General features: G+C 74.4%; 13 protein-coding genes. 2 read left to right on the forward strand and 11 right to left on the reverse strand.

Features of this window, described 5'->3' with window-relative positions:
• Positions 1 to 26 precede the first annotated feature (26 nt).
• Positions 27 to 515, forward strand: coding sequence for a glutathione peroxidase (locus tag OG295_RS05990; protein ID WP_371675897.1), 489 nt, complete (start codon positions 27 to 29; stop codon positions 513 to 515).
• A 74-nt stretch (positions 516 to 589) separates the two neighbouring features.
• Here OG295_RS05990 and OG295_RS05995 read toward each other — a convergent pair whose 3' ends face one another.
• On the reverse strand, positions 590 to 4996 hold the full coding sequence (locus OG295_RS05995) for a tetratricopeptide repeat protein (RefSeq protein ID WP_371675898.1): 4407 nt from the start codon (positions 4994 to 4996) through the stop codon (positions 590 to 592).
• Positions 4997 to 5001: 5 nt separating this feature from the next.
• Complete coding sequence (locus tag OG295_RS06000; protein WP_371675899.1) at positions 5002 to 5331, reverse strand: CU044_2847 family protein; 330 nt, start codon at positions 5329 to 5331, stop codon at positions 5002 to 5004.
• 94 nt (positions 5332 to 5425) lie between these two features.
• Here OG295_RS06000 and OG295_RS06005 point away from each other — a divergent pair, with 94 nt between their 5' ends.
• The gene (locus OG295_RS06005) at positions 5426 to 6373 is read left to right on the forward strand and encodes a hypothetical protein (protein WP_371675900.1); all 948 of its coding nucleotides are present in this window, start codon (positions 5426 to 5428) and stop codon (positions 6371 to 6373) included.
• Here the strand turns inward: OG295_RS06005 and OG295_RS06010 are convergent.
• The 9 genes from OG295_RS06010 to OG295_RS06050 form a co-directional block, all read right to left on the reverse strand.
• Positions 6363 to 8990 carry an AAA family ATPase gene (locus OG295_RS06010; RefSeq protein WP_371675901.1) on the reverse strand — a complete coding sequence of 876 codons (2628 nt, stop codon included), beginning with the start codon at positions 8988 to 8990 and terminating at the stop codon, positions 6363 to 6365. The genes OG295_RS06005 and OG295_RS06010 overlap by 11 nt on opposite strands.
• Positions 8987 to 10354, reverse strand: coding sequence for a hypothetical protein (locus OG295_RS06015; protein ID WP_371675903.1), 1368 nt, complete (start codon positions 10352 to 10354; stop codon positions 8987 to 8989). Before OG295_RS06015 ends, OG295_RS06010 begins: the two co-directional genes overlap by 4 nt.
• Positions 10344 to 11003 carry a 4Fe-4S single cluster domain-containing protein gene (locus tag OG295_RS06020; RefSeq protein WP_371675904.1) on the reverse strand — a complete coding sequence of 220 codons (660 nt, stop codon included), beginning with the start codon at positions 11001 to 11003 and terminating at the stop codon, positions 10344 to 10346. The genes OG295_RS06015 and OG295_RS06020 overlap by 11 nt, the downstream gene beginning before the upstream one ends.
• Positions 11000 to 12583, reverse strand: coding sequence for a VWA domain-containing protein (locus OG295_RS06025; protein ID WP_371675905.1), 1584 nt, complete (start codon positions 12581 to 12583; stop codon positions 11000 to 11002). Before OG295_RS06025 ends, OG295_RS06020 begins: the two co-directional genes overlap by 4 nt.
• The gene (locus OG295_RS06030) at positions 12580 to 13920 is read right to left on the reverse strand and encodes a hypothetical protein (RefSeq protein ID WP_371675906.1); all 1341 of its coding nucleotides are present in this window, start codon (positions 13918 to 13920) and stop codon (positions 12580 to 12582) included. Before OG295_RS06030 ends, OG295_RS06025 begins: the two co-directional genes overlap by 4 nt.
• Positions 13917 to 16469, reverse strand: a complete 2553-nt coding sequence (locus OG295_RS06035; RefSeq protein ID WP_371675907.1) for a hypothetical protein — start codon at positions 16467 to 16469, stop codon at positions 13917 to 13919. Before OG295_RS06035 ends, OG295_RS06030 begins: the two co-directional genes overlap by 4 nt.
• Positions 16466 to 17653, reverse strand: coding sequence for a hypothetical protein (locus OG295_RS06040; protein WP_371675908.1), 1188 nt, complete (start codon positions 17651 to 17653; stop codon positions 16466 to 16468). Before OG295_RS06040 ends, OG295_RS06035 begins: the two co-directional genes overlap by 4 nt.
• 27 nt (positions 17654 to 17680) lie before the next feature.
• Positions 17681 to 19732: a hypothetical protein gene (locus OG295_RS06045; RefSeq protein WP_371675909.1), complete on the reverse strand. Its 2052-nt coding sequence runs from the start codon at positions 19730 to 19732 to the stop codon at positions 17681 to 17683.
• Positions 19733 to 20061: 329 nt separating this feature from the next.
• Complete coding sequence (locus OG295_RS06050; RefSeq protein WP_371675910.1) at positions 20062 to 21603, reverse strand: AMP-binding protein; 1542 nt, start codon at positions 21601 to 21603, stop codon at positions 20062 to 20064.
• Positions 21604 to 21701: the final 98 nt, after the last annotated feature.

Genomic DNA, 21701 nt, shown 5'->3' on the forward strand with positions numbered 1-21701 from the left:
TCCCCCTGCCTGCCGAGGAGAGCCCGATGAGCCTGTACGACATCCCGCTGACCACCCTGGACGACGAGCCCACCAGCCTCGCGGCCCACAAGGGCAAGGTCGTCCTCCTCGTGAACACCGCCTCCCAGTGCGGGCTCACCCCGCAGTACTCGGGGCTGGCCCGGCTGCAGTTCGCGTACGCGGAGAAGGGCTTCACCGTCATCGGTGTGCCCTGCAACCAGTTCGGCGGTCAGGAGCCGGGCACCGCGGAGGACATCCAGACCTTCTGCGCGGCCGGTTTCGGCGTGACCTTCCCGATGCTGGAGAAGTCCGAGGTCAACGGCGAGAACCGGCACCCCCTGTACCGCGAGCTGGTGCAGACCCCGGACGCCGAGGGCGAGGCCGGGGACATCCAGTGGAACTTCGAGAAGTTCCTCATCTCCCCGGCCGGCGAGGTCGTCGCGCGCTTCCGCCCGCGCACCGAGCCCGAGGCGCCCGAAGTCATCGCCGCGATCGAGGCGCACCTGCCCGCGTAGGCGACCTGCCCGCACAGGCGCCTGCCCGCACAGGCGCACCGGCCCGCAGCCATGTCGGCTGCGGGCCGGCCGCGTCACGGCGGGCCCGTCCCGGCCGGGGGCCGTCCGGCCAGGCCGTACCAGTAGCCGGCCTCCCGTTCGTCCCCCTCGGCCGCCGCGACGTCCCCGAGCAGCACCAGCACCCCGACCGGAAGCGGATGCGCGGCGGGACCGGGCGGTCCGGGCTCCGTGGGCCGCCCGGCGGGCCGCGCCGGGAGCGGTTCGGGGAGCGGATCCTCCTCCGTGTCGCCGTCGGTCACCAGCGGGGCCAGGACCTCGCGGGCGCGTTCGTGCAGGCCGGCGCCCATCAGCAGCTCGCAGTAGAGGCGCCGGGCCTCGGGCTCGGTTTCCGGGTCACCGCAGTCCATCGCCCGCTCGAACCAGGGGTACGCCTCCTCCGGCCGGTCGCCGACCGCCAGGACCTGGGCCAGGAGGAGCAGCGCCTGTGGCCGGTGGACGGTGTCGTCGGACCGGGCGAGGGGCAGCAGCGTGCTTTCGGCGTCGGCGTACAGCCCGAGGCGGAAGAGGGTGCTGCCCAGGTAGCGGCGGGCGAGCGGTTCGACGGACTGCTCCCCGGTGGCGAGGGCGTCCGTGAGCAGCCGCCGGGCCTCCTCCAGCTCCTCCCCGCACGCGGCGTTCCCGGCGTCGACCATGGATCGCCGTACGACGCCGAGCAGCGCTCCGGCGCGGGGCGCCGTCTGCGGGTCGCCGGTCTCCAGCGCGGCTTCGAGGAGGTCGCCGGCCGCGATGACCTCCCCCACGTCCAGCAGGTACTCGCCGGTGCCGAGGTAGGCCAGGGCGATCGCCCCGGCATCGCCCGAGGTCTCCACCCCCATCAGGAGCCCCTCGGCGGCCTCGCCGTCGCCGCGGCGCAGCAGCAGTACGCAGAGCGAGGCCTTGGCCGCCTCGGTGACGTCCGAGGGCTCGTCCTCGACCACGGACCGCAGGAGCTCCTCGGCGCCGTCGTCGTCCCCGTCCTCGGCCAGGCACTTGGCCAGCTGGAACCGGGCCATGGGGGAGGCGGGGTGCACGCCCGCGTCGCCCGCGGCCCGCAGGTGTCCGATCCCCTCGGGCCTGCGCCCGGCGCGGATGAGCACCATGCCGAGCAGGGCCCTCCCCCACGACGCCGCCGTCTCCTCCTCGGATTCGGCCAGCACGCGCAGCAGGCTCTCGGCGCGCGGGAGGTCCTCCTGGTCGGCGAGCATGACGGCGAGGTCGTAGCGGGCGATCAGGGACCAGTGGGGGTGTCCGGAATCGATCGCGGTGCGGTAGGCCTCCTCCGCTTCCCGGAAGTGGCCCTCGCGGACGAGGAGGTCGCCGAGGAGATCGGCGGCGCGCGGACCCTCATGGGGGTGCCCGGAGGCGCTCGCCTCGGCCAGCAGCGCCCGCGCCCGGCCCGCCCCGCCCTCCTCCCCCGCGAGCATGACGGCCAGGCCGACGCGGGCCGGCGGCGCCCAGTACCAGTGTCCGGAATCGATCGCGGTGCGGTAGGCCTCCTCCGCCTCCCGGGGGTGGCCCTCGCGGACGAGGAGGTCGCCGAGGAGATCGGCGGCGCGCGGGCCCTGATGGGGGTGCCCGGAGGTGATCGTCTCGGCCAGCAGCGCCCGCGCCCGGCCCGCCCCGCCCTCCTCCCCCGCGAGCATGACGGCGAGGGCGACGCGGGCCGGCGGCGCCCACTCCGGGTGACCGGAGGCGATCGCCCGGTCCAGCCACTCCCCAGCGGTCTCGGTGTCGCCGAGCGCGGCGTGCCATTCGCCGAGTGCGCAGGCCGCCCGGTTGCCCTGGTCGGGACGTCCGGATTCGGCCACCTCCCGGAGGATGGCCACTCCCCGCTCCTCCTCGTCCCCTCCGAGCAGGACGACGGCCAGGCCGACCCGTGCGATCGGGAGCACGAAGGGGTGTCCGGAGGCGATCGCGGCCTCCAGTACCTGCCTGGCCTCGCCGTACCTCTCCTGGAGGGTGAGGAGGTCTCCCAGGCTCACCTGGGCCCAGGGCACGACGTGCGCCTGTCCGCTGTCCGCCACCGAGCGCAGCAGGGCCTCGGCCCGGTCCAGCTTGCCCTGGTGGACCAGTACTCCGCCGAGGTTCGCGCGGGCCGCGGAGGTGATCTGGACCGCGACCGTGTCGCCCATCATGCGGGGCAGGGTCCACGGCCGCTCGGCCGGCTCCGGCCGGCCGGGGCCGCGGGCGGCGCCGAGGCCGGTCGCGGGTTTGCCGAGTTCGGTGCCCGGCTCCCGGCCGGTGCGCACGCCGGCCGGGTCGCCGTCGGTCAGCGTGCGGACCAGTTGGGCGCCGGCCAGGTACTCGGCTTCCGTGTCGCCGGACGCGAGGACGGCCTCCAGCAGCCGTTCGGCCCGTTCGCTCTCGCCCTGCAGGACCAGGAGGCGGGCCAGGCCCACCTGGGCCAGCCGGGAGATCTGCGGGTCGGTGGAGGCGACGGCGCTCTCCAGGAGCCTCCTGGAGCGCGTCCGGTCGCCGTTGATCACGAGTGCCGCGGCCAGTTCGACCTGCGCCAGCGGGGCGACGTTCTCCGTCCGGGAGGAGGCCGCCGCGTCCAGCAGTTCCAGGGCCTCGTCCACGTTCCCGCGGACGAGGGACATCTGCCCGAGCATCAGTGAGGCCCAGGCCGAGCCGTCCCGGTCACCGGGCGCCCGCGCGATCCGGCGCAGCAGTCGCTCGGCCACGTCGGGCTCCTCCCGGACCAGCGCCGCGTAGGCGATCGGCACCAGCTCGGTGGGCGTGCGGTGCTCGGCGAGGTAGTCCCAGGCGATGCGGGGTACCGCGGCGGAGGGGTCGTCGAGACGGGTGTCCAGGTACTCCGAGGTGTAGGGGAATCCGGTGTACGCGGGCCGGTCCCGCGGCCCCGGTACCCGGTACAGGAGGGCGATGGCCCCGGCCACGGGCTCCCCGGCCCAGGCCAGGCCGGTCCGGTAGTGGGTCTCGTCGGCGTCGAACCGCAGGTAGTGGGTGGACATGTAGGAGCGGAAGAGGTCCAGGAGGGCGGTTTCGGGGACCGGTCCGGTCATGCCCATCCGGTGCCAGTCGGCCGCCGCCTTCACGAGCGCCCATCCCTCGGGGCAGGTCTCCGCACCGTCGCGCAGGCGCTGTTCCAGCCGGGGGGCGGCGACCATGTGCTCGCCGATGCCCCTCGCGGCGAAGTCCTCGCGGGGGTAGAGCTCCCGTGCCGCGGCGGCGTCCTGCTCCGTCAGGAGCGCCGGCAGTTCGACGGTGTGCGCCTTGCCGAGGACCGTGCGGGCGACACGGCCGATGTCGTTCTCCATGCCGGTGAGGGCGGCCCGCTGTTTGGCCGGGATGGTGGCGACGACGGTGACGGCCGGGTGCCGCCGGGTCAGCCGGTCGAGGATCTGCAGGTCCAGGCCGCCGGGCCGGAGGTAGCGGTGGAGGTCGTCCAGCCAGAGGACGGCGCGGTCCCGGCCGAGCGGCAGAGCGGTCCGGCTGAGGTCGTCGAGGATCCGGCGGTCCGTGGCGTCCGGGCGCGGGACGATCAGGCGGGCTCCGGGCTGCGTGCGCAGCAGCGCCTCGTACAGGGTGCGCGACTTGCCGGCCTTGGACTGCCCGGCCAGCAGGACGAAGCGCGACTGCTCCAGGGCGGTGTCGAGGAGGTCGTCCTGTGGACGGCGGGGCACGTACGGCGAGGCCCCGGGCCGGCCGCTGTACTTGGAGCGGGAGACTCCTATGTCGTGCGGATCCACCTGGTCGACGCGGGCGATCTCGCCGTCTTCGGTCAGCGGGAGCCACAGCAGGCTCTCCAGCCGCTCCCGCACCTCTCGCGTCGTGGCAGCGCGGACGTGCGCGCCCAGTGCGGGCCAGTAGCGGACGAGCGTCTCGACCCTGATCGCGTACGCCGTGCGCCGGTCGACCTTGGTCACGGAGTCGCGGGCGACGAGCATGCCGATGACGCCCTCGCTGTGCACGTCCCAGACGGGGGAGCCCGAGAAGCCCTGTTCCAGGGCCCAGCCGGTGTGGGGGCTGGCCTCCACCTGGAGCCACTCGCTGCCGGCGTGGCCGATGATCTCGCCCCGTACGGGTACCCCCTGGCGGGGGTGCTCGCGGGGGTAGCCGTACGCGCGGAACTGGTGGTCCCAGGTGCCGGAGTCCGTGGTCCGCAGGGGGGCGGGGACGGCCTCCGGGGGCGGCGGCGAGCCGAGTTCGAGGACGGCGACGTCCCCGGTGTCGGTGCCGGTGGCCGGGTGCCAGCCGCCGGGTACGACGGTGGCGGGCAGGGGCTCGTGCGCCTCGGCGTACTGGAACTCCACGTAGACCGGTTCCGTCGGCATCCCGAGCGCCGTCCCGGCCCGTACGACGTGGGCGCAGGTCAGGACGTGCCGCGGGCCGACCAGCAGCCCGGCCCCGACCGGGTTCTCCCCCGGGGAGCGGCGGATGCTCACCAGCCAGGGCGGGCGCTCTCGGGCGGCGGACAACGGGGTCAGTCCGCGGGGCCGTCGGTGGACCGGCTCCAGTGGATCCTGACGCTGAAGTGTCCCTCCATCGCCGTCTTGGCGATCACCACTCCGGACTCCGCGTTGAGTTTCATCCCGAACTCGACCTCGTACTCGTCCGGCGCGAGGGCCCTCACGGACTCGACCACCGAGCGGATCGCGGGGCGGACCGCCGTCAGGGCGTCCTCCAGCCGGCGGCCCGCCCGCACCACACCGCCGGAGTCCCGGGAGATCCGTTCCAGACCGGGCGAGTCCTCCTCCACCTCGACGAAGAGTGATGTTCCGTCAGGACCGTCGAATCGCACCAACTCGGCCATGAGTCCCCCGAATTAATCGCTGTGGAACCGCTCCGGGAAGAGTAGTCGCGCAAGTGCCGGTCGCGGGCGCGTTCACGGCGATACGGTGATCGCCATGGACGACGCCAGACGAGAGATAGCCGACACGCTGGGCGCCACCGGCGTCGACGACGTGGAAGCCGCTCTGCGCGTGCTGGGCTGCGCCTTCCGGTGGGCCGCGGCGGCGGTGTGCCGGGTGGGCGCCGACGCCGGCGGCGCCCGCGCGCTCGGGGCCCTGTACGCGTTGGACGACGCGCTGGAGCACGGCCGCGAACTGGAGGGGGCGCTGCCCGCGCTGCTGGCCGCCGCGATGCCCGGGGACCGGGTGGGCGGCGGTACGGACGCGCTGGTGCGCCGGCTCGCCGAGGTGACCGAGCGCGTCGCGGAGGAACGGGCCGAGCTGGAGAAGCTCGTGGCAACGCAGGAGGCCCTGCGCACCCGGCTGGAGCAGCACGGGGAGCTGCGCCGCCAGGTGGACGAACTGCGCCGGCTGGAACGGCTGGTCGTCGCGCTGGACGCGCTCCGGGAGCAGCAGCAGGTCATCGGGGAGCGGCTGGCCGCGCTGCGCGGCCGGGACGCCGGGGTCGACGACGCGCTGCGCACGAGCGGCGACGCGCTGATCCGCCTCTCGGACGACCAGCTGGCCGCCCTGGGTCCGCAGACCAGGCAGGTGCTCGAACGGGCCGCGGCGGTGCAGAGCGCGCTGGCGGTCGAGGAGCGCGAGCATGACGAGGGCGCGGCGGCGCTCGCGTCCGGGCAGGAGCTCCTGGAGCGGGTCCGGGCCGAACGGGGCGCACAGCTGGTGTCGTTGAGGCTCTACGCCGAGGCCAACCGCGACCTCGCGCGGGCCCTCCTCGCCCCGGCGGGATCCGGGGGCGCGGGGCCGGAGACGGCTTCGCTGGAGCAGGTGGAGGCCACCGTGGCGGACATCGAGCGGCGGCTCGGGGAGGCGGACCGGGCGCTGGGCCGCGTCCTGGAAGCACGTGACTCCCAGGACGCGGAGGGGCGTTCGGTCATCCGGTGACCGGGCCGCCCACCGCCGGATCCGGGACGTCCGCCGGTTCGAACTCCAGGGGGACGACGGGGTCGGGGCCGGGGCCGGAACCGGGTCCCCGCGGCCAGCCGTGCACCGCGAACCGGGCCGCCATCGCGCCTTCCATGTCCTCCAGCAGCCCGCGGACCGTCCGGGCGTTGCCGAATCCGGCCGGATCGGCCGCGCGCTTGCGCTCCAGCCAGAGCGCGGCCCGGTCCGCCACGCCCGTCCCCAGGGTGTAACCCTCGGCGGCGGCCGACCGGCGCAGGATCTCCACCAGGTCGGCGGTGGAGTACGGGGGGAACGGGATCGGTTCCGTGAACCGGGACTTCAGCCCGGAGTTGGAGTCGAGGAACTCCGCCATCTCCCGCGGGTAGCCCGCGGCGATCACGACCAGACGGCCCCGCCAGTGCTCCATCTCCCGGGTCAGGGTGTCGATGGCCTCGGCCCCGTAGCCCCCGTACGAGGTGTCGCGGGCCAGGCTGTAGGCCTCGTCGAGGAACAGGACGCCGTCCAGCGCGTCCCGCACGGCCTTCTGCACCTTGGGGGCGGTCTCCCCGATGTGGACGCCCACGAGTTCGGCGCGGGTGACCTCCAGCACGTGCCCCTTGCGCAGCAGGCCGAGGTCCCGGAACATCCTGCCGACCAGCCGGGCCACCGTGGTCTTCCCCGTCCCCGGCGGTCCGGTGAACAGCAGGTGCGGCGCCGCGAACCCGCCTCCCCCCTTGGCCTGGCGCAGCCGCAGCCGGTTGGCCAGCTGCGTGAGGTGTTCCCTGACCGGGCCCAGTCCCACGTAGCGGTCGAGTTCCGCCAGCAGGGCCACGGGGTCGGGGGCCGGCGGGGTCAGGTGCGCCCGGTAGGTCTCCGGGATGTCCTCGGGTACGACCGGCCGGTGGACGTGGCGGCGGACGCGGGCGGACCACCGCGTGTAGATGCCGTCCGCGAGGGTCCGCATGTCCCGCGCGTTGCCGAACGTCGCGTCCCGGGTCCGGTGCATCCCGGCGACGATCCGTGTCAGCTGCTCCTCGGCCTCGGGGCTCAGGCGCGGACCGCGCGCGGTGAGCCGCCCGAGGAGGATCGCGATCAGGGTCTCGGGGGGATAGTCGGAGAAGTCCAGGACGGTCCACCGGCTCGGCATACCCGGGTTGGAGTTCAGGAACTCCTGCATCTTGTCCGGGTATCCGGCCGCGATGACGGCCAGTCTGCCGCGGTCGTTCTCCATGCGGCTGACGAGCGTCTGGATCGCCTCGTTCCCGAACCCGTCGCCCTGGTCGCTGAGTCCGTACGCCTCGTCGATGAAGAGCACTCCGTCCAGGGCCCGTTCCACCGCCTCGTCGGTCAGTGCGGCCGTCTGACCGACGTATCCGGCGACGAGGTCCCGGACCTTCGCCTCGACGACGTGGCCCCGGCTCAGCAGGCCCAGGTCCCGGTAGATCTCACCGGCCAGCCGGGCCACGGTGGTCTTCCCGGTCCCGGGATTGCCGGCGAACACCAGGTGGAAGGAGGGGGGTTCGGCCACGCCGGTGTGACCTGCGGCCCGGAGCGCCGCGGCGGTCTCCACCTGGGCCCGGAGTTGCTCGAAGTGCGCTTTGACCGCGTCCAGCCCCGGCATGGCGGCGAGCCGCTCCCAGGCCGGGCGGGGGTCGGTATCGGCACCCTCGACCCAGCCCCGGACGGCTTCGGCGTCGAGCGTGCCGCCCTGCCGGGCCAGGCGGACCAGCTCGGTGCGCCAGGTCCGGGCCTTCCAGGGCTGTCCGGCCATGGCCCGCACGATCGGGGCCAGTTCCCGCCAGTCGCCGATCCGCAGCCCTTCCCGCAGCCGCGTCGCGTGGATCAGCCGTTCCACCTCGGCCGCCTGCGGGAATCCGATCCGGGCCGTACCGGGACGCCCCGGAGTGTCCATTTGCTGGCGCACGAAGGTCTCCAGCAGCGGATAGCCTCCCTGTCCCTCGACGAACCCGGCCACTCCCTCCAGGGTGGGCCTGCGGAAGACCAGCACCCAGAGGTTGCGGCCGTCGCTCTGCTGGGACCAGTCCGCCATGGCGTGGGCCAGCTGCCGCGCCGCGCTGTGATGGCGCAGGACCTCCTCGGCATACGGGAACACCACGGCGGTCCGGTGCCCGCGCTGCCGCAGGTGCCCGGCGAGCGTCATCACCCCGAACGGATCGGAGACGCCCATCGCCGACGGTGCGGGCCCGGCGCCGCCCGCGCCGCCCCCGGCCGGGGCCTCCCGCTGCTCCCCGGCGGCACCGCGCGGGCCGAGGCCGGACACCAGCATGCCGCCGAGCGGGCCCTTGAGCTGCGAGTGGCGCATGGTGCGCGGCGCCCGGCGCGGCGCGGGAGCGCTGCGGGACAGGCCCCGGGAGGCGTCGTCGCGGAAGTAGACGGGATCCTGCAGGGAACTGAAGACGATCCGCTCGTAGCCCTCGGCGCGCAGCAGCCGCCACAGGGTTTCCTCCAGGGTGCGCACCTGGTGGGTGCCGTCGACGAAGACGTCGTCCACGCCGGGGCCGTAGAGGACGGCGAACGGTTCACCGCCGCGCAGCACGGAGGCCGGGAACCGTTCCACGCCCGGCCCGGCCGCGGGCGGCGTCGCGGCGCCGGTCATGCCGACCCGGGCCGGGGCCGCTGCCGGGTGCGGTGACGTTCGATGTCGCGCAGCAGCGGGTCCGGGTCGCCCTTCTCTCCCACCGGCTCCGACACCCGCAGGCCCTCCGCCGCAAGCCCCTGTCCGATCGCCCGGGCCCGGGCGGTGAGATCGGCCTCGGCGGTGGTGTCGTGGTCGTAGGAGTGCACCCGGATGACGCATTCCCCGTCGTCCTGGACGGCCTGCGAGATGTCCAGGACGATCTCGTTGCCGTTGTCGTGGCGGAGTTTGGCGTAGTAGGCGCCCCGGGGGTCGGCGTCCTCGTACTCTCCGTCGACGAGGTCGTAGTAGGCGTAGTCACTGAGGGTCTGGGCGACGGCGTCGGCGAGGTTCACCCGGATCTGCGAGGCCAGCTGGCGCATGCCGGCCCGTTCCACGGTGTCTCCCAGTGCGCCTTCGAGCTCCGGCGCCCGCTCCCGCAGCGCGTGCAGTTCGCCGGTGTCGGTCCCGTCGTCGCGGGCGAGCGACAGTGCCCGCTCCGTCTCCCGGCCCAGCTCGTCGAGTTCCCCGGCCGACCAGTAGACGACGTCGAGCGTGTACCCGGCCAGGGGTTGGCCGTCCGGACCGAGGACGGGGCGTTCCCGGTTGCCCTCGATCAGCTTCTCGATCCGCACCAGGGCCTCCACGGCGGCGGTCTGGGCCCAGGACCGGTCCAGCTCGCGCTGCTCGATCTCCAGCCGCAGTTCGCTGAGCGAGTGGTACGTCTCCTGCGCCACGGCCAGGGCCGCGTCGAAGCGGCCGCCCGCCGTGTTCTGCTCGGCGGTGGCCAGCCGTCGCGTCAGCCGGTCCAGTTCTCCGGGGGCGTAGCGCTCGTGCGGCAGCGACCCCTCGATCAGACCGGCCATGGCCCGGCTGTCGGAGAGCCAGGAGCGGACGGTCTCCTCGGCCCGTGCCCGGTCCTGCTTCATCACGTCGATCTCCCCGGACAGCCGGGCCGTCTCGGCACGGCGTTCGGCGCGCTCCGCGGCGATCTCCCGGCGTACGGCCTCCTGGTGTGCGGCCAGCTCGCGGCGGGACTCCTCCCGGATGCGGCCCGCGGTCTCGTCGAGGGTCCGGTGCAGGTCCCGGGCCTGCTCCTGGAGCCGTCGCGAGGTGTCGGCCTCCAGCTGCCGGGTCTGCGCGCTGAGGCCGCGCACCACTTCCTCGTGCCGGCGCTGGCGCTCCTCGACCCTGCCGAAGGTGCGGTCGATGTCGGCGCGGGTCTGCTTGCGGACGTCGTCGATCAGCCGGGGCAGGTTGCGCTGCACCTCCTTCAGCTTCTGCGCGTTGCGCTGGAGGCGGTACCACTCGGACTCGTCGACCTGGATGCGCTTCCTACCGCTCATGGGGCAGTTCCCTTCCGGTGGGCGTGTCGGATCGGACGGAGTCGACGGCGGCGTCGAAGGCGGCCAGCAGCCCGGCCGGCGGTACGCCGACGAGCAGGGCCTCCGGGCCGCTGATGGCGATCTCGGCCGTCCTGGGGCGGCGGGCGAAGTCGTAACCGCAGTCCGCCAGCCGCCGGGTGAGGTGGTGGATCCGCTGGTTGGCGCTGCCGCGCAGTCCGCGGCCGTCGTCCAGCTCCGCCACGTACCGGCCGTCGATCAGTACGTCGACCGCGGACAGCAGCGCGGGGACCCCCGGGGACGGCGGCGCGGCACGGAGGCGTTCGAGCCGGTAGCCGGTGAAGCAGATCACGGAGAGCTCGCGGTCCTCCCGGGCCAGCCGTGCCACCTCGGCGAGTCCGGCCGCCTGCAGCATCGGCTCACCGCCCGAGAAGGTCAGGCCGTCCACCCGCGGATCGCTCAGCAACTCGGCTGCCAGGGACGCTGGTTCGGCCGACCGGGCCGGCCGCTCGGGTATCCAGTCGGGCGACATGCAGCCGGCGCAGCGGAAGGGGCATCCCTGCACCCAGAGCACCGACCGCAGGCCCGGCCCCAGCGCCTGCGTGCCGACCCGGGTCGCGGCGACGTTCAGCGTCGGTGTGGCGGCGTTCATCGCGGCCCGCCGATGAGGGTGTCGGACGGGCCGGACGCGAAGCGCCCGGACACGTAGGTGAACGAGACCCCGTTGACGACGACCTCCTGGTCGGGGAGACAGGTCGCGGTGGCCTCCCGGGCGGTGGAGCCGTCCGGCGTGTAGCGGATCAGCAGGTCGATCCTGGGCCCGGTGTCGGTCGACCGGCGCCGGCCGTGGACGCGGCCCCGGCCGCCGACCGACGGGGGACGCAGCGTCACCGCGCGGCCGGTCAGCGCGACGCGGTCGGTGAACGCGTCGCCGAACACCCGGGTCAGCAGCAGCTCGCCCCGCAGGGGCGGCCGGTGGATCCTGCGCCAGTACAGCCAGCCGGCCAGCAGCACCAGCGCGGCACCGCCCAGCACCCCGGGCAGGAAGGCCGCCGACCCCACCGTGGCCCGCAGCGGCACCGCCGCCCGCGTGACGCGCACCTGCTGGGGAACGTTCAGCCGTACGTCCGGGGCGAGCGCCTGCTCCCACGGGGAGGTCACCCGGCCGGACAGCTTCAGCGTGGTGTCGGCGTCCTTCACCCGGCGGTACGGCAGGGGACCCGCCGACAGCCGGCCCCTCAGCCGTACGTCGAAGGACCGGGACTCGCCCGGCTGGAGGGTCAGTTGCCCCGGCAGCCCGTCCAGCGTGACGGACGGATCGCCGACCGAGGCGCTCGCGCCGGTGACCGTCAGGGGGACGTGCCGGGAGGTCGAGCGGAGCGTGAGCTTCGCGGTCGCCGACCCGTCCGTGAGATCGCTGCGCCCGGCGTCCTGCCACTCCGCGGTCACCCCCTGCCCGACGTCCCCGGCCAGCAGCAGCTGCGCCTTGCGGGTCTGGGTGCGTTCCCCGGCCCGGGCCAGGTACGAGCCGAGGTCCTGGATGCTCTCGGGGCGCAGGACGGTGGTGTTCTTCACGACGTCGCCCAGCAGGCCCGCGCCCGTCGCTCCGTTGCCCAGCGGCAGCGCGTACCCGGCCAGTTCGGTGCGTCCGGCGAGGGCCTGCGCGCGCCCGCGCAGCGCGGTCCAGGCGGGGCCGGTGGAATCGGGGTAGCCGGAGCCGGCGACGGGATGGTGCTCGCCGTCGGTGAGCAGCACCACGGAGGCGACCGCCGAGGCCTGATCGCGTTCCAGTTCGGTCAGTGCCGCGTCGAGCGCCGCGCCGATGTCGGTGTCCCCGGCGGGGTCGGGTGCGGCGGGCAGCCTGGCCGTGATCGCGGCGCTGTCGCCGGCCGAGCCGATGTAGCGCGGCTGCGGACGGGAGTCGAAGGTGAACAGCGCGACGTGGTCCTTGGGTGACATGCCGTTCAGGAAGCTGCCGAGGGTCGAACGGACCGTGTCGTAGCGGCCGTCCTGGTTCATCGACCCGGAGGTGTCGACGAGGACGACGTAGTCGGCGGGCTGGTCGTTCAGCCCGAGGGCCTGGTAGACCTCCGAGCGGGAGGGGGCCGGGTCGGTGGTCGTCGCCCGTGCGGCCGCCGGCGGGGCGGCCAGCAGGACGGCGGTCACCAGAGCGGCGCCGACCCGCGCGACGCGCGCGAACCGGGGTGCCCGTGGCGGGGTGGGGTGCTTCACGGACCTGCTCCCTTGAGGTCGGTCGGCAGGGTGCCGAGGGGGAATTCGCCGGGCGCCGCGGAGCCCAGCGGGTGCAGCACGAGATGGGCCGTACCGTCGACGGCGATGCGTACTCCCACGTGGAAGCGGTCGCCCGCGCCTCCCGGGGGGAGGGTCAGGGTGCCCACGGCCTCGGAGCGCTCACCGCGGGCGTCACGCACCCGCACCCGTACGGGCGGCGCGGGACCGGCGGGGGACGCCGTCCCCGCGGCCACCGGGACGCGGTGTCCGCCCGTCTCGGCGAAGACGGTGGCGCCGCCGGGTTCCAGCACTCCGGCAGGGCTGATCACCAGCTCCTGCGACCGCGGAGCGCCGCCGACGACGCGGTGGGTACCCACGCAGACGGCGTGCGGGTAGCGGTCGCCCGGGTCGGCCCGGCCGGCGGCGACCAGCGCGGCGCCGAAGACGGCGGCGAGGGCGGGGTCCGTGTCACCGGGCAGCGCCACGAGCGGCCCGTGCCGGGCGGCGAGGTGCCCGGCCAGCGGGCCGAACCGGGCCGCGCCCCCCACCGCGACCACCGGCGGGGCCGGCGCACCGCCCAGGGCCTCGTCGAGCACCCGGTCGAGTCCTTCCGTGAGCCGTCCGAGGGCCTGGAGCACCACGCCCGCGGTGATCTCCCGCCCGTCCACCCGGTGGACGGCCGTGTCGTAGTACGGGCCGCGATGGCTGTCCGCGCGGCGCAGGGCGATGCCGAGCCGCTCCGCGGCGCCCGTCTCCCCCCGGGCCCCGGCCAGCGCCCGCAGTCCCGCCGCGTCGTCCGGCATCCCGACGGCGGCGAGCAGCGCCCGGTCGAGTCCGGCTCCGTAGCCGTCGGCGGGAGCGTGCCACGCCCGGCCGGTGACGGCCACGGTGCCGGAGACCGGGGCGCACACCGACACCTCCGCCGCGCTCGCGCCGAGCTCGCAGACGGCGTACCGCTCCGAGGGCGGCGCGCCCGCGTGCCGGAGCAGCGCCAGCACCGCGTGCGGCGTGCCCAGGACCCGGATCCGCGGTGCCGGGCGCGTGCCGTGGACGGCGCTCAGCGCGTCGGCCGCCCGGTCCGCGGCCCCGGCACGGTCCTGCTCCCGTACGACCAGCACCACCCGGTCGGGGATTCCATGGCTCCCGCAGTACTCCCCGTAGGCCGCCCGCAGAGCGGCGCCGCGGGCGCCCGTCTCCCGCGGTACGGGCACGCCCTCGCCGGGTACGGAGCCGGACAGCCGGGCCAGTACCGGGGAACCGTCGGCGCCGAGCACGGCGATGCGCGTGAAACGGGAGCCCGCGTCGACGGCGACGGCCGAGGTGAAGGCGGCGGTCATGGGTTCCCCCAGGGGAACAGGCCTCGCAGCCTTCCCCGCTTCTCCTGCGGTGCCTGCCACGGATCGGGCTCGTGGTGCGACGGCGGTGCCGGACGTGGAAGGTCCGGGGGCGGGAACGGGGGCGCAGGCGGCTGGGCATCCCGGCGGGTGCCACCCAGCCGCTTGAGGATCCGATGGTGGCGCTCCATCTCCCCGTAGCTGAATTGGCGCAGCTGCTCGCACAGGTCCCGGGCCCACTCGCTCCGCCCGAGTTCCCGGTACATGGCCATGCCCAGTCCGGGCGCCCGTAGGTCCAGCTCGCATCCGAGCTCGTACACGGCGTGGGCTCCCCGGCTGTACAGCAGGGGAACGAGCTCGACCAGCAGCGGCGGGGAGAACTGCCGGTCGGGACAGGCCTCGACGATGACCCTGGCCAGTTGATCGAGGTCCTCACCGGCGAGGACGGCCTTGCGCAGCTTCCAGACGGGACGCAGCCAGCCCAGCCGCTGCCGGCGGCCGAAGGCCGTCACCAGCTCCTCGGGCAGTACGTCGATCCACAGGCCGGGGTCCTCGGCGAGCCGCCGTTCCAGGCTGTCGCAGACGACCTCCTCGGTGCTGGGGCGTTGCTTCATCAGCTGGGTCAGCACGGTCCACGAGGCGGGGTCGGGCCTGTCGCCCAGCAGCGCCTCGACCGCGAGCCTCTTGAGGTCGGGATCGGCGTCGATCCGCTGGATCACGGCGGACGCGTAGGGCCGGGCGGCGCCGGGGGCGGTGAGCTCCCGGAGCCGGGGCATCGTCGGGACCGGTCGGTGGCCGTCGTGCACGGTGGCGCCGGCGATCGCGCACAGCAGGTCCGCGTCGGCGGCCACCTGAGGATCGAGTCCGGGCCCACCCGGTGCGGCGACCCTGTTCAGCTCCGTGAGCAGCTGGAGCGGGGCCGTCCTCACCGCGACCTCGCGCAGGCGCGGCCACATGAGGCCCACCACGGCCGGCGTGCCGTTGCGCGCGGCGGCGTCCAGCGCGATCCGCCAGGCGTCCTCACCCGCGTCGGTGAACTCGCTGACGTCGGACGCCACCACCTGCCCGGCGCGCAGGTCACCGGTGAGCACCGCGGCGAACCGCAGCCATCCGGCAGGGGCGTTCCCCCCGTCCCGCAGGGCCGACCGGACGATCCGGTGGAGCGGCGAGAGGTCGTGGCTGCGGTCCTTCAGGAGCGTGCGCAGCCAGGCGTCCCGCGCCTCGCGCGAGCCGATCAGCACCCGGTCGGCGGCTTCCGAGGTGTGCCCGAGCTCGTGCTCCGTCCGGTAGACGAGCGCGGCCACCCAGCCGGGCTCCTGGCCCGGCGCCGTCGCCATGGCCGTGAACAGCTCGTCGAACGCGCCCGGGTGGTACGCCTCCAGGCCGCGCACCACCCTCAGGTAGTCCGTGGCGCGGGTGAAGGTGGCCTGCGACGCCCTCGCGGCCAGGACGTCCTCGGCGAGCAGCCGCGGGGTCAGTGGGCTCCAGTACCGCAGCAGCACCTCTCCCGGCGCGTGGCGGGCGAGGAAGGCCAGGAGCATTCCCAGCTGCCGCTCGGTCAGGCCGTTCGGCGCGTACGTGTCCAGCACCCGCATCACGTCGACGAGTTCGCCGCCGCCCTGGCCGATCTCCGTGAGCACGCTGTCCAGCAGGTCCGCCTCGCGCAGCGCCCGCAGGGCGGCCTTCGGGTCCTGGGAAGAGATGGCGTCGCCGGCGCGCAGGAGGTGCTTGACGAGTTCGGCGGTGGACTCCCGCCGGGCCCGGAGCCGCAGCAGCTCGTTCAGGTACTCGCGCCCGACGGCGGTCTGCGGCTCCGACGGGGGGCCGCCCGCGGCGCCCGCGCCCAGGCGGGCTTCGGCCTGGCCGGTCCGCGCGGCGGTCGCGAAGACCAGCATCAGACGGTGCTCGGACTGGCCGGTCCAGGTGGCCGCGCTCAGCCAGGCGCGGCACCCGTACGGCAGGAGCGAGCAGACGGCGTCGAGGATCAGGACCCGGTCGTCGGTGTCGGGGAGCCGGGCACCGGGGGCCGGCACGATCGCCACCTGCCGGCCTTCCAGCAGCAGGGCGGCGATCCCGGCCGCCCAGTCGAAGCCCAGCCGGTCGACGGCGTCGGCGAGTTCGCCGGCCGTGGTCCGGGCGGCGTCGACGGCCACGGCGGTCTCCGCCTGGTCCGGCTGTGTACGGGGGGCGGCCCGGTCCAGTGCGGTCCACGTCAGCCGGGCGGTGCTCGCGGGGATCCAGTCCACGACGAGCAGGCGCCAGGTGTAGCTGGGGGCGCCGGTGCCGTCGGCGCTGCCGTCCCAGGTCGTCTCGACCAGGGCGCAGGCGGAGCGGCTCTCGCCCGGCACGCCGCTGAGGAACACCCGCCAGGGCAGTCCGCCGTCGGCCTCCAGGTCGTCGGGGGTGCCGGTGGCCGCGCCCCAGTAGTAGCGCTCGGCCCGGTCGGACGGCAGGCTGCCGCGCAGGACCTCGTACCCCATGGTCCGCCCCGGGTACTTGCCCACCACCGACCAGTCGGCGGACAGCCGGTGGGTTTCGGGACCGTCGCTCACTGACCGCTCCGCTTCGTCCCGAAGAGGCCCGGCCTGGCGTGGATCCTGCGCTCCAGGTCGATCAGCGGCTCCAGGACGTTGATGGGCTCGGGGGAGGTGCAGATCCGGGGGCGGCCCTCGACCTCCTCCACGTTGGCGTAGTTGTTGTAGTCGAAGATGTGCTGCGGGTTGAGCCGGTACCCGATGGCCGAGGTCGCGTAGTAGGTGATCCGGTCGGGGTGGAAGAAGGTGGCCAGACCGTCCCGCACCATCCGGGCGGTGGCCCCCCGGAAGTCCTCGCACAGCCACTGGAAGAAGCGGGCGCTGAGGTGCGCGGGCACGCGGGGCAGCCGGGATCCCACGGAGTCCTGGGTGACCCAGCCCGCCCGCATGGCGGGCTCGAAGAGGGCGGGGTGGTCGAACTTGGCGACGCACACGGAGACGTGGTGCGGGAGTCTGTTGTCGTGGTGCCCCCGCCTGTCCCGGACCCTGGCGTTCAGCTCGTTGAGCGTCGCGTAGAAGAAGTTGAAGCTCTCCGTCGCCGACTCCCTGTCGCCCAGCGGGTCGAAGAGGTAGATCAGGCCCTGGGCGCGGGCGAGCTGGTCGGTGATCTCCTCGTGCAGCGGGTTGTTCGCCTGGAACACCTCGCCCGCCGCGTCGTTGATGTCCAGGACGAAGCTGGCCCTGCGGCTGCGCCTGCGCAGGCCGCCCGGGGGAGGTTCCTCCCCCTGGACGGACCAGCTCATGCTGCGCAGGCCCACGCTCGCCTCAGGGAAGATCCGGCGGGTCGAGAGCCGCGTCACGCTGTCGTTGAGGAAGTTGTTGGCCTCCCTGCTCATGCCGCTGATCCGCCAGCTGCCCTGCCCGTGCCGCTGGGCCTGCATCGCCGCGATCGGCAGCGCGCCGAGGAAGCTGGTCTTGCCGGAGCGCGGCGCGCCCCACAGTCCTATGCGGACGTGGTCGGTGGCGTCCGCGCCGGCCGGCGCGGTGGGGATGGGCGCCGGAGCCGCGTTGCCGTCCATGACGGGGACCTGGTCCTGCTGGTACGGGTTGCCCGCGGGCCGGGCAGGGGGCCCGGACCACGGCTGTCCGTTGGGGTGCGGGGGCGCGGGCTTCAGGGGGCCGCCCGCCAGGGGTGTCGGGGATCCGTCGGCCGGCGCGCCGCCGGAGGGCCTGTCGTTCGGGTCGTAGTATTCCTCGGCCATGGGGTCTCCTCGTGCCGGAGCGGTCGATCACAGCAAGGGACTTGCGAAGGCCAACGGGCAGGGCGGACCCTCCCATTGCCAGGTGGGACTGAGCGCCTCGGCCACGTCGGCGGCCGTGTCCGCGCCGGGGCGGAAGGAACCGTCGCGGGACAGCTCGGCCCACGCCGTGGCCCCGTAGCGCTCGACGGCGGCCCGTGCCCGGTCGGGGGGCGTCGGCCCGGTCCTCGGGTCCGCCCTGGTCATCACGCGGACTCCGGCGGCACGCAGCCGGTCGACTTCGGCCCGCCAGTCCGCGCCGAGCGGACAGGAAGGCACCATGCCGTGCTGCCGGGGCGGGGCGGGCGGCCTGCGGGCGACGATCAGGGCGACCCGTCGTACCGCCTCGTCGCCGTGGGGCGACGCCGTGGCGAGCGGCACCAGTGTCCTGAGCGCGTCCTCCAGCGAGGACACCGTGTCCTGGCGGCGCCGGTCGGGCTCCCAGGCGTCCAGCGCGGCGAGCGCGGCCGGCGCGGGCCCGGCCGGGACCGGTGGCATCAGCAGGATCCGCCGGGGGGCGTAGCCGTTCTCGTGGATCGCGTGGTCGTAGTGGCCCACGGCGCCGACGCGCAGGGCGCTGCCGGTACCGCTGAGGCGGGCCAGTGAACCGATGAGGTCCCGTACGAAGGCCAGCCGCTCTTCGGTCTCGGCCGAGTCCGCGCCGCTCAGCTCGACGGTGCAGAACACCTCCAGCCGCGGCGGGCGGACGATCCGCCGCGGCAGGCCGGTGACCAGCGCGGTCAGGTTCAGGTCGGGATCGTCCAGTGCGGTGAGGGCCGGTGCCGCCCCGTCCGGCGCTTCCGCCCCGTCCGGCGCGGGCGGCGCCTGTGCTCCGCCGCCCTCGTGGGGCCGGGGCCAGCCGTCGCCGGTCCCGGCGAGGGCGATCTCCCCGGGGCCCCGCAGTACGAAGGTGAGCCGGGCCGGTTCCAGGGCCCCGAGGGCGGTCCGCCCCACTCCCAGCACCGTCGGGCCCGTGTCGGCGCCCGCCGGGGGACCGGCCAGTACGGGGAGGAGCACGGAGGTGTTGCCGGTGGCCCCGCCGTGCACCGTGACGGTGGCGGTCGCGTCCGCCCCGGGACGGAGCCGGACGCCCGCGGGGAAGAGCACGTGGCGGTGGACGTGCACCGCGCCGGTCCGCCGATCGGCGCTGACCAGCAGCAGGGAGTGGTCCACGGGAAGGGGCGCGGTACGCAGGACCCCCCGCACGGCGTCCGTCGTCGTGGTGCCGTACGCCTGCCCGTCCCGGCGGTGCAGCTCGGCCCGCAGGGGGCGGCTGCGGCGGAGCGTGGCGACGGCGCGGTCCAGCAGGGTCCAGCCGGGGTGGCCCACCAGCAGCACCGTGGAGCGGTCGCGGGGCGGCGGTAAGGACGCCGTCAGCCGGCGCAGCACGGCCGCGTCGAAATCCCGCCTGTCGACCGGGGATATCTCGCCGATGCCCCCGGCCAGCTGGAACCGGCGGATTTCCGGGTGCGGGTGCAGGGTGGGGGCGAGGGTCTCCCAGTCCACGCTCCCGGCGTCCTTCTGGCGGGGTATTCCGCTCTCGTCCAGGTACGCCTTGATCATGTTTACGCGATCGGGGTCGAATTCGACGAAGAGCAATTCCCTGACCCGCCCGAAGATCAAATCGTCGAGCATTTCGAGCCATTGCGCCGGCCTGCGGACCGACACTTCCTCCCATGGACCCGCCGACTGGTCCAGCGGTGACCCCGACGCGCCCGGACCGGCCTGCGGCAGCCCTCCCCGGACCACGGCCGCGAGCCGCCCGGAGACGCTGCCCTCACCCGCATCGGGGCCCGCTCCGGGGCCCGCTTCCGTGCCTGCCCCGGCGCCCGCTCCGGCGTTCGCTCCGGCGTTCGCTCCGGCGCCCGGCGCCACGCTCCCGCACAGCGCCACCGCCCGTACGTCCCAGCCCTGCGCGGCGGCCGCCAAGGCGTCGGCCGCCCGGCGGGCGGCCTCCTCGGTCAGGTCCCCGAGGACCGGGTCGCCCCGCATCCGCCACCGGCAGACCGTGCACAGGTCCCCCTCTTCGGGAGTTCCGCACACGGGGCATGCTTGATCAATACCGGTCCCCCGCATCCGACGACTCCCGCCCCCCGCCGCACAAACCGCCAGCAACGTTCACGCGTACGTGGGTGCGAAACCCGGCTGTCGCCCGACATGTAACCGGGATCACGTAGCGTTCAGCGGAATCATGGTGGCACAACCGAGCGGGAATGTGACGTGTTTTGCACAGCCCTCGGCTCAGTGGTCATCTGTTTGGTTTCGGACCTTTCATTCGCCCCGGTCCCGTGTGGTCCGGGCGGGCCGCCCGGACCGCACGGACCCTCCGCCCGGACCGTACGGCCGGACCGTACGGCCGGACACATCGCCGGTCAGTTGACCTCCCGGCCCAGGCCGGACCAGTAGGGCTCGCGGAGCTTGAACTTCTGGATCTTGCCCGTGGCCGTGCGCGGGATCTCCTCGCGGAACTCCACGCTCGTCGGCGCCTTGTAGCCGGCCATCCGCTGCTTGCAGTGGGCGACGATGTCGGCTTCCCCCACCTCGGCCCCCTCGGTGAGGACGACGAGTGCCTTGATCGTCTCGCCCCACTTCTCGTGCGGCACGCCGATGACGGCGACCTCGGCGACCGCCGGGTGGCTGAAGATCACGTCCTCGACCTCGATCGACGACACGTTCTCGCCGCCGGTGATGATCACGTCCTTCTTCCGGTCGGAGATCGTCAGGTGCCCGTCGGCCTCGTCGACGGTGCCACCGTCGCCGGTGCGGAACCAGCCGTCCTCCAGCGCCGCCGAGGTCTCCTCGGGCTTGTCCCAGTAGCCGTCGAGGACGACGTTCGAGCGCGCCAGGACCTCACCGGACCCGGAGACCTTGAGCTTGACCCCGAGCGCCGGCAGTCCGGCGCGCGACAGCCTGCGCGCCCGCTCCTCGGCGGGCAGCTCCGCGTCGGCGGGCCGGGCCCGGTTGAAGGTGAGCAGGGGCGAGGTCTCGGTCAGGCCGTAGATCTGGGTGAACTCCCAGCCCAGCTCCTCGTCCATCCGCTGGATCATCCTGCTCGGCGGCGGGGCGCCGGCGCACACGATGCGCACCCGGTCACGGCCCGGGATCTCCCCCTCCCAGGTGGCCGCGGCGTCGAGTACCGCGTTCCAGACGGCGGGCGCCCCGCACATGAGGGTGACGCCGTGCTCCTCCACCCGTCGCAGGATCTCGCCGCCGTCGACCTTGCGCAGGACCACCTGCTTCACGCCGAGGCCGGCCATCACGTAGGGCATTCCCCAGCCGTTGCAGTGGAACATCGGCAGCGTGTGCATGTAGACGTCGCGTTCCCACACGCGGGTGTGCAGGCCGAAGGTCAGCCCGTTGACCCAGATGTTGCGGTGCGTCAGCTGCACCCCCTTGGGGCGGGCGGTGGTGCCCGAGGTGTAGTTGATCGTCGCGGTGGCGTCCTCGTCGGGCTTCGACCACGGGCGAGGCTCGACGCCGAAGCGCATCAGATCGGTCTCGGTCCCCTCGCCCAGGACGAACCGGTGGCGCGCCGTGACACCGGACAGCACGCCGTCCAGCTCCGGGTCGACGAGCAGGACCGAGGCCCCGCTCTGCCGCACCACGTACGCGACCTCCTCGGGCTTGAGCCGGAAGTTGACCGGCACGCAGACGCGACCGCTCATCGGCACCGCGAACAGCAGCTCCAGCAGCCGGGCCGAGTTGTGGCTGACCACGGCCACTCTCTCGCCCTCGCCGACACCGAGCGCGTCGAAGCCCGCCTGCCAGGCCCGTACGCGTTCGCCCAGCCGCCCGTACGTCGACACGGGTACCGGCGCGCCGGGCTGGTCGGGCTCGTCGATCACGCCGGCACTGGACGGGAACCCCAGCTCGGCCCGGTCGAGGAAGTCCGCAACAGTCATTGGAACCCGCATAGCCCACTCACTCCTGAATCCCGGATCGCCAGAACACCCGTACGGAGGAACGGCACCGCGCGGCCGGGGCCGTCGGAGGCGCCGAACTCCGATCATGA

It is taken from the genome of Streptomyces sp. NBC_01276, from assembly GCF_041435355.1.
GTDB lineage: Bacteria > Actinomycetota > Actinomycetes > Streptomycetales > Streptomycetaceae > Streptomyces.

What these genes read in the sequence shown, in the direction of transcription:
- OG295_RS05990 (WP_371675897.1), top strand. Translation starts at nt 27, where the DNA reads ATGAGCCTGTACGACATCCCGCTGACCACCCTGGACGACGAGCCCACC.
- OG295_RS06000 (WP_371675899.1), bottom strand. Translation starts at nt 5,331, where the DNA reads ATGGCCGAGTTGGTGCGATTCGACGGTCCTGACGGAACATCACTCTTC.
- OG295_RS06005 (WP_371675900.1), top strand. Translation starts at nt 5,426, where the DNA reads ATGGACGACGCCAGACGAGAGATAGCCGACACGCTGGGCGCCACCGGC.
- OG295_RS06010 (WP_371675901.1), bottom strand. Translation starts at nt 8,990, where the DNA reads ATGACCGGCGCCGCGACGCCGCCCGCGGCCGGGCCGGGCGTGGAACGG.
- OG295_RS06015 (WP_371675903.1), bottom strand. Translation starts at nt 10,354, where the DNA reads ATGAGCGGTAGGAAGCGCATCCAGGTCGACGAGTCCGAGTGGTACCGC.
- OG295_RS06020 (WP_371675904.1), bottom strand. Translation starts at nt 11,003, where the DNA reads ATGAACGCCGCCACACCGACGCTGAACGTCGCCGCGACCCGGGTCGGC.
- OG295_RS06030 (WP_371675906.1), bottom strand. Translation starts at nt 13,920, where the DNA reads ATGACCGCCGCCTTCACCTCGGCCGTCGCCGTCGACGCGGGCTCCCGT.
- OG295_RS06040 (WP_371675908.1), bottom strand. Translation starts at nt 17,653, where the DNA reads ATGGCCGAGGAATACTACGACCCGAACGACAGGCCCTCCGGCGGCGCG.
- OG295_RS06050 (WP_371675910.1), bottom strand. Translation starts at nt 21,603, where the DNA reads ATGCGGGTTCCAATGACTGTTGCGGACTTCCTCGACCGGGCCGAGCTG.